We start from the raw sequence: 6973 nt of genomic DNA, 5'->3' as shown, positions 1-6973 counted from the left end.
GATGAAAAAAATTATAGTAATACTTGCAGTTATATTATTTACTGTTTCTGCAAAAGCGCAACAAGACCCACAATACACACAGTACATGTACAACATGAATATCATAAACCCAGCTTATGCTGGGTCATATGATGTGTTAAGTATTAATTTACTGGGAAGATCTCAATGGGTTGGTATAGATGGAGCACCAAGAACACTTACAATGGGTATTAATTCGCCAGTAGGTAAAAATGTTGGTTTAGGACTATCTGTAATTGTAGACGAAATTGGGCCCGTACAAGAACAAAATGTATATGGAGACTTTTCCTACACGTTAAAAGTAGGGGAAAATGCAAAGTTAGCATTAGGTTTAAAAGCGGGTTTTACATTCTTTAATATTTGTTTACCATGTTTAGAAACTGTAAATGGAGGAGACCAAGCCTTTGTAAATCAAAACGCAAATAAAATAATGCCAAATATAGGAGCAGGTGCATTTTATTACACAAATAAGTTTTATGCAGGTTTATCAATACCTAATTTGTTAAAAACGTTTCATTTTGATAAAAAAGGAGGACAGATATCGAGAGCCTCAGAAACGAATCACTTTTTCTTTACATCTGGTTATGTATTCGATTTATCGAACGATGTTAAATTAAAGCCATCTACAATGATAAAAGCAGCAGAAGGCTCTCCATTATCCATAGATTTCTCTGGAAATGTATTGTTATACGATAAGTTAGAATTTGGTCTTTCTTATAGATTAGACGAATCTGTATCTGCATTAATTAACATAAGAGCCTCAAATACACTAAGAATAGGTTACGCATACGATTATACCTTAACAAACCTTGGAAATTACAATTCAGGATCTCATGAGGTATTTGTACTATTTAATTTCGATTTTGAAAGAAATAAAATTAAATCACCAAGATTCTTCTAGTTAATAAAACAATTATGAAAAAAACAATACAACTTACACTCGTACTTTTATTCAGCTCTCTAACCATACTTGGGCAAACTAAAGATACGAAAAAAGCAGACGTCCATTTCGAAAATTTATCTTATGCATTAGCAGCGCAAGAATATAAGAAACTTGCAGAAGAAAATGCTACAGAGCATGTATTGCAAAGACTAGCAGATAGTTATTATTTTAACGTAAAGATGCAAGAAGCATCAGCTGCATACAGTAGGCTATTTACTAATTTTCCAACACAAAAACCAGAGTATATTTTTAGATATGCACAAGCATTAAGAGCGACAGGAAATTTTAGCGATTCAAATGCTTGGATGAAAAAATTTCACGAAGCAAAAAAGAACGACTCAAGAGGAATTCACTTTACAAATCACAAAGCCACTTTAAATGAACTTAGAAATGGGAAACCAAACTATACTGTTAGTAATTTAAGAAGTATAAATACGGTTAATTCCGATTTTGGAGTAACAGATTATGGAAACACAATTCTATTCTCTTCACCAAGAAAAGGAAATGTGTTTGTAAAGAGAAGTCATACAAGAAACAATAAAAACTTCCTTGATATCTACAAAGTAATTAAAGAAAAAATTACAACGAACGAAGGAGATAATTCGGATGTAAGACCAATGTTTACAGACGAAGTAAACTCCAAATACCACGAATCTTCTGTAGCATTTTCTCCAGATAAAAAAACAATGTACTTTACCAGAAATAATTACAACAAAGGTGTTTATAAAAACGATAAAAAAGGCTATAACAACCTAAAAATCTACAAAGCAGTTTGGGTAGATAATAAATGGACAAACGTAGAAGAAGTCTCTTTTAATAGTAACGAATATTCAACAGGACATCCATCTGTTAGTAAAGATGGTAAAACATTGTATTTTGCATCAGACATACCAGGAGGAATAGGAAAAACAGATATTTACAAAGTAGCAATTAATAATGATGGATCTTTTGGAACACCACAAAATTTAGGTTCAAAAGTAAATACAGAAGGTAGAGAAATGTTTCCTTTTATTTCAGATGAAGAGGTATTGTATTTTTCTTCAGATGGTCATTTTGGTATAGGAGCCTTAGACGTATTTGCAACCAGAATAGAAAAAGGAGAATATAAAACTCCTGTAAATTTAAAAGCACCAGTAAATTCTCCATTAGACGATTTTGCTTTTTCAATAAACTCAATAGACAGAACAGGGTATTTATCTTCTAACAGAGAAGGTGGAGTTGGAGACGATGATATTTATGCAGTTGTAGAATTAGAAAAACCTGAAATAATTTCAGTAAAACTTCCATGTATGCAAGTAGTTTCTGGTGTTGTAAAAGACAAGAAACTTCAAACACCTTTGCCAGGAGCAAAATTAGTTTTAAAAGATGCAAAAGCAAAGATTGTTAAAGAAGTGTATGCAGATGCGAATGCAGCATTTTCCTTTACATTACCTTGTAATCGACAATATACATTAGAGGTAACAAAAGAGTACTATGAGCCAGATACAGTTTCTTTTATGAGTACAGAAAAGAAAGAAATAGCACTTAACTTAGATTTTGCCTTAGATATTGTATCAGACTTTGCTTATAACGAAAGAGGAGAGTTAATAATTAAAATAGAACCTATATATTTCGATTATAATAAAGCGAACATAAGACCAGATGCAGCAATAGAACTGAATCATATTGCTAATATTATGAAAAAATACCCAAAATTAGTAATTAGATCTAGTTCACATACAGATGCTAGAGGTAAAGCACGTTATAACGAAGCATTATCAAACAGAAGAGCAAAATCTTCTGTAGCTTACATCATCGAAAAAGGAATTAGTTCGTCAAGAATCATAGGAAAAGGTTTTGGAGAAACAAGATTGATAAACGAATGTGTAGATAACGATAACCATACAAATCGTGTAAAATGTACCAAAGAACAGCACCAAGCAAACAGAAGAACAGAGTTTGTAATTGTTAAAATGTAACATTTTATTCCTTAAAATATAAGAAGAGCCTTAAAAGGCTCTTTTTTTGTGCCATAAAACCAAGAATTAATAGAAATTGATTAATTTCGCAATCTTATCAGAAAAGAGATAAAATGAAAGCGAAAACTTTAATTTTTAGTAGATTATATATTTAAAATAATCTTCTCAAAAAAAAAATCAAGTTTACATCTTACAATTAAATGAAAAACAAAAAAATAGAGATGAAATTTCCTGAATATAAAGGTCTTGACTTGCCAAAAGTAGCAGAAGAAATTCTTAACTATTGGGAAGAAAATAACATATTTAAAAAAAGTGTAACCACAAGAGAAGGTGCAGAGCCTTTTGTCTTTTTTGAAGGACCACCCTCAGCAAACGGATTGCCAGGAGTTCATCATGTTTTGGCAAGAGCTATAAAAGATATTTTTCCTCGTTATAAAACCATGAAAGGTTATCAAGTAAAGCGTAAAGCTGGTTGGGATACACATGGTTTGCCAATAGAATTAGGCGTAGAAAAAGAATTGGGAATTACCAAAGAAGACATTGGAAAGAAAATTTCTGTAGAAGATTACAACGCAGCTTGTAGAAAAGCAGTAATGCGTTACACAGATATTTGGAACGATTTAACCCAAAAAATGGGTTATTGGGTAGATATGAACGATCCTTATATTACCTACGAACCAAAATATATGGAATCTGTTTGGTGGTTATTAAAGCAAATTTATAACAAAGAACTAATTTACAAAGGCTATACAATTCAGCCATATTCGCCAAAAGCAGGAACAGGATTAAGTTCGCACGAATTAAATCAACCAGGAACATATCAAGATGTAACAGATACCACAATTGTGGCTCAGTTTAAAGCAGATGAAAGTTCATTGCCAGATTTTCTAAAAAAATACGATCATTTAAACTTTATTGCTTGGACAACTACACCTTGGACACTGCCAAGTAATACTGCATTAACAGTAGGACCAAAAATTGATTATGTTGTTGTTGCAACTTACAATCAATATACTTTTGAGCCAATTCACGTTATTTTAGCAAAGAATTTAGTTTCTAAACAGTTTGATAAAAAATTCAAACAAACAGAAGTTGTTTCTGAACTATCAGCATATACAAAAGAAGATAAAAAGATTCCTTTTTTAATTTGTGAAGAATGCAAAGGAAAAGATTTAGTTGACATAAAATACGAGCAATTATTAGATTACGTTTTACCGAACGACAATCCAGAAAATGCATTTAGAGTAATTGCTGGAGATTTTGTGACTACAGAAGATGGAACAGGAATTGTACACACAGCACCCACTTTTGGAGCAGATGATGCTTTGGTTGCCAAACAAGCAACACCAGAAATACCACCAATGTTAGTAAAAGATGCGAATGATAATTTGGTTCCTTTAGTAGATTTACAAGGTAAATTTAGACCAGAAGTTACTGAATTTGCTGGTAAATATGTAAAAAATGAATATTATGCTGATGATGAAGCACCAGGAAAATCTGTAGATGTAGAAATTGCTATCAAACTAAAAACAGAAAACAAGGCTTTTAAAGTCGAAAAATACAAGCACAGTTATCCAAATTGTTGGAGAACAGACAAGCCTATTTTATATTATCCATTAGATTCTTGGTTTATAAAAGTTACAGATATAAAAGACAGAATGCACGAGTTGAACAAAACCATCAATTGGAAACCAGAATCTACAGGAACTGGTCGTTTTGGAAACTGGTTGGCAAATGCAAACGACTGGAATTTATCTCGTTCGAGATATTGGGGAATTCCATTGCCAATTTGGAGAACAGAAGATGGTAAAGAAGAAATTTGTATTGGTTCTGTAAAAGAATTAAAAGAAGAAATGGCGAAAGCTGTGGAAGCAGGAGTTTTAGCAAAAGATATTTTTGAAGATTTTGAAGTAGATAACAATTCCGAAGAAAACTATGCAAAAATAGATTTACATAAGAATATTGTTGATGAAATTGTATTGGTTTCAGCATCAGGACAACCCATGAAACGCGAAAGCGACTTAATTGATGTTTGGTTCGATTCTGGTTCTATGCCTTATGCACAATGGCATTATCCTTTCGAAAATAAAAATAAAATTGATGGAAATGAGTCTTTTCCTGCAGATTTTATTGCTGAAGGAGTAGACCAAACAAGAGGTTGGTTTTATACATTACATGCAATTGCAACGATGGTTTTCGATTCAGTTGCGTATAAAAACGTAGTTTCTAACGGTTTGGTTTTAGACAAAAACGGACATAAAATGTCCAAGCGTTTAGGAAATGCAACAGACCCTTTTACAACATTATCAACTTATGGAGCAGATGCAACTCGTTGGTACATGATTTCGAATGCAAATCCTTGGGACAATTTAAAATTCGATTTAGAAGGAATAGAAGAAGTAAAACGTAAGTTTTTCGGAACGTTATACAACACGTATTCATTCTTTTCATTATATACAAATATCGATGGTTTTTCTTACGGCGAAGAAGATATTGCTTTAAATGAAAGACCAGAAATAGATAGATGGATTCTATCAGAATTACATACTTTAATTGCTAAAGTAGATAAATTCTACGCAGCATATGAGCCTACAAGAGCTGCAAGAGCCATAAGCGACTTTACTCAAGATTACCTAAGTAACTGGTATGTTCGTTTGAGCAGAAGACGTTTTTGGAAAGGAGATTATCAAACAGATAAAATTTCTGCCTACCAAACATTGTACACTTGTATGGTTACAATTGCAAAATTAAGTGCGCCAATTGCTCCGTTTTTTATGGATAGATTGTACCAAGATTTAAATTCTGTAACAGGTAAAGAATCTTCAGAAAGCATCCATTTATCCGATTTTCCAAAATTTGAAGCAAGCTTTGTAGATAAGTCTTTGGAGCGTAAAATGGAAAATGCACAAACAATTTCTTCTTTAGTGTTATCATTAAGAGCAAAAGAAAAAATTAAGGTGCGTCAGCCATTGCAAAAAATTATGATTCCTGTTGATAACAATCAGCAAAAAGAAGAAATTTTAGCAGTTGCAAATTTAATTAAGAGCGAAGTAAATATTAAAGAAGTAGATATTTTAGAAGATGCATCCGACATATTAATTAAACAAATTAAGCCTAATTTTAAAGCTTTAGGGCCTAAGTTTGGCAAAGATATGCGTTTTGTTGCAGGTGCTGTTCAAAAATTTACACAAGAAGATATTAACAAAATAGAGAAAGATAAAAACATTTCTCTTGACATTAATGGAAAAAATATTACTTTAGGACTCGAAGATGTAGAAATTTCGTCAAAAGATATCGAAGGTTGGTTAGTTGCAAACGAAGGCGCGTTAACAGTAGCTTTAGATGTTACAATTACAGAAGAATTGCGTAAAGAAGGTGTTGCCAGAGAATTGGTAAATAGAATTCAAAACACACGTAAAGACACTGGTTTAGAAGTAACAGATAAAATTAAGCTTACGGTCTTAAACTACGAGAACTTACAACAGTCTATCTTAGAAAACAAAACCTACATTATGAGTGAAACATTAACCGAAGATTTGGTTTTTGTAGACGAATTAACAAATGGTACAGAAATAGAATTCGATACCATTAAAAGTAAAATATTAATCGAAAAAATTTAAGAAAATGGGAGACGTTAAACTAAAATATTCGGATGAAGATTTACAGGAGTTTAAAGAAATTATCGAAAAAAAAATAGCAAGAGCAGAAGAAGATTTAGCATTGTTGCAAGCATCTTATAAAAACGATGCAAATAATGGTACAGACGATACTTCGCCATCGTTTAAATCTTTTGACGAAGGTTCTGAGGTAATGAGCAAAGAAGCGAATGTACAATTAGCTATTAGACAAGAAAAATTCATCAGAGATCTTAAAAATGCCTTATTACGTATCGAAAACAAAACGTATGGTGTTTGTAGAGTTACAAGAAAACTAATACAAAAAGAGCGTTTAAAATTAGTGCCTCATGCAACTTTAAGCATAGAAGCAAAACGTAAACAATAACAATAAAAAAGCTTTCTTTTCGAAATTTTGGTTTAGAAAGCTTTTTTTATTT

At 32.0% G+C, this 6973-nt stretch carries 4 protein-coding genes; all 4 read left to right on the top strand.

Going from position 1 to position 6973, the window contains the following annotated elements; all coding sequences use genetic code 11:
* Window position 1 precedes the first annotated feature (1 nt).
* Window positions 2–919 carry a PorP/SprF family type IX secretion system membrane protein gene (locus tag J3359_RS07755; protein ID WP_208080132.1) on the top strand — a complete coding sequence of 306 codons (918 nt, stop codon included), beginning with the start codon at window positions 2–4 and terminating at the stop codon, window positions 917–919.
* A 14-nt stretch (window positions 920–933) separates the two neighbouring features.
* Window positions 934–2919 carry an OmpA family protein gene (locus J3359_RS07750; RefSeq protein ID WP_243766003.1) on the top strand — a complete coding sequence of 662 codons (1986 nt, stop codon included), beginning with the start codon at window positions 934–936 and terminating at the stop codon, window positions 2917–2919.
* Between the two features lie 215 nt (window positions 2920–3134).
* A complete protein-coding gene (gene ileS / locus J3359_RS07745) occupies window positions 3135–6539 on the top strand; it encodes an isoleucine--tRNA ligase (RefSeq protein WP_208080436.1) in 3405 nt (1134 codons plus the stop codon).
* A gap of 4 nt (window positions 6540–6543) precedes the next feature.
* Entirely contained in the window at window positions 6544–6921 is a 378-nt protein-coding gene (locus tag J3359_RS07740; protein WP_208080131.1) for a TraR/DksA family transcriptional regulator, read from the top strand.
* Window positions 6922–6973 lie beyond the last annotated feature (52 nt).

The sequence above is a fragment of the Polaribacter cellanae genome, assembly GCF_017569185.1.
In the GTDB taxonomy this organism is placed as follows: domain Bacteria; phylum Bacteroidota; class Bacteroidia; order Flavobacteriales; family Flavobacteriaceae; genus Polaribacter; species Polaribacter cellanae.
This window is presented reverse-complemented; position numbering and strand designations above follow the sequence as displayed.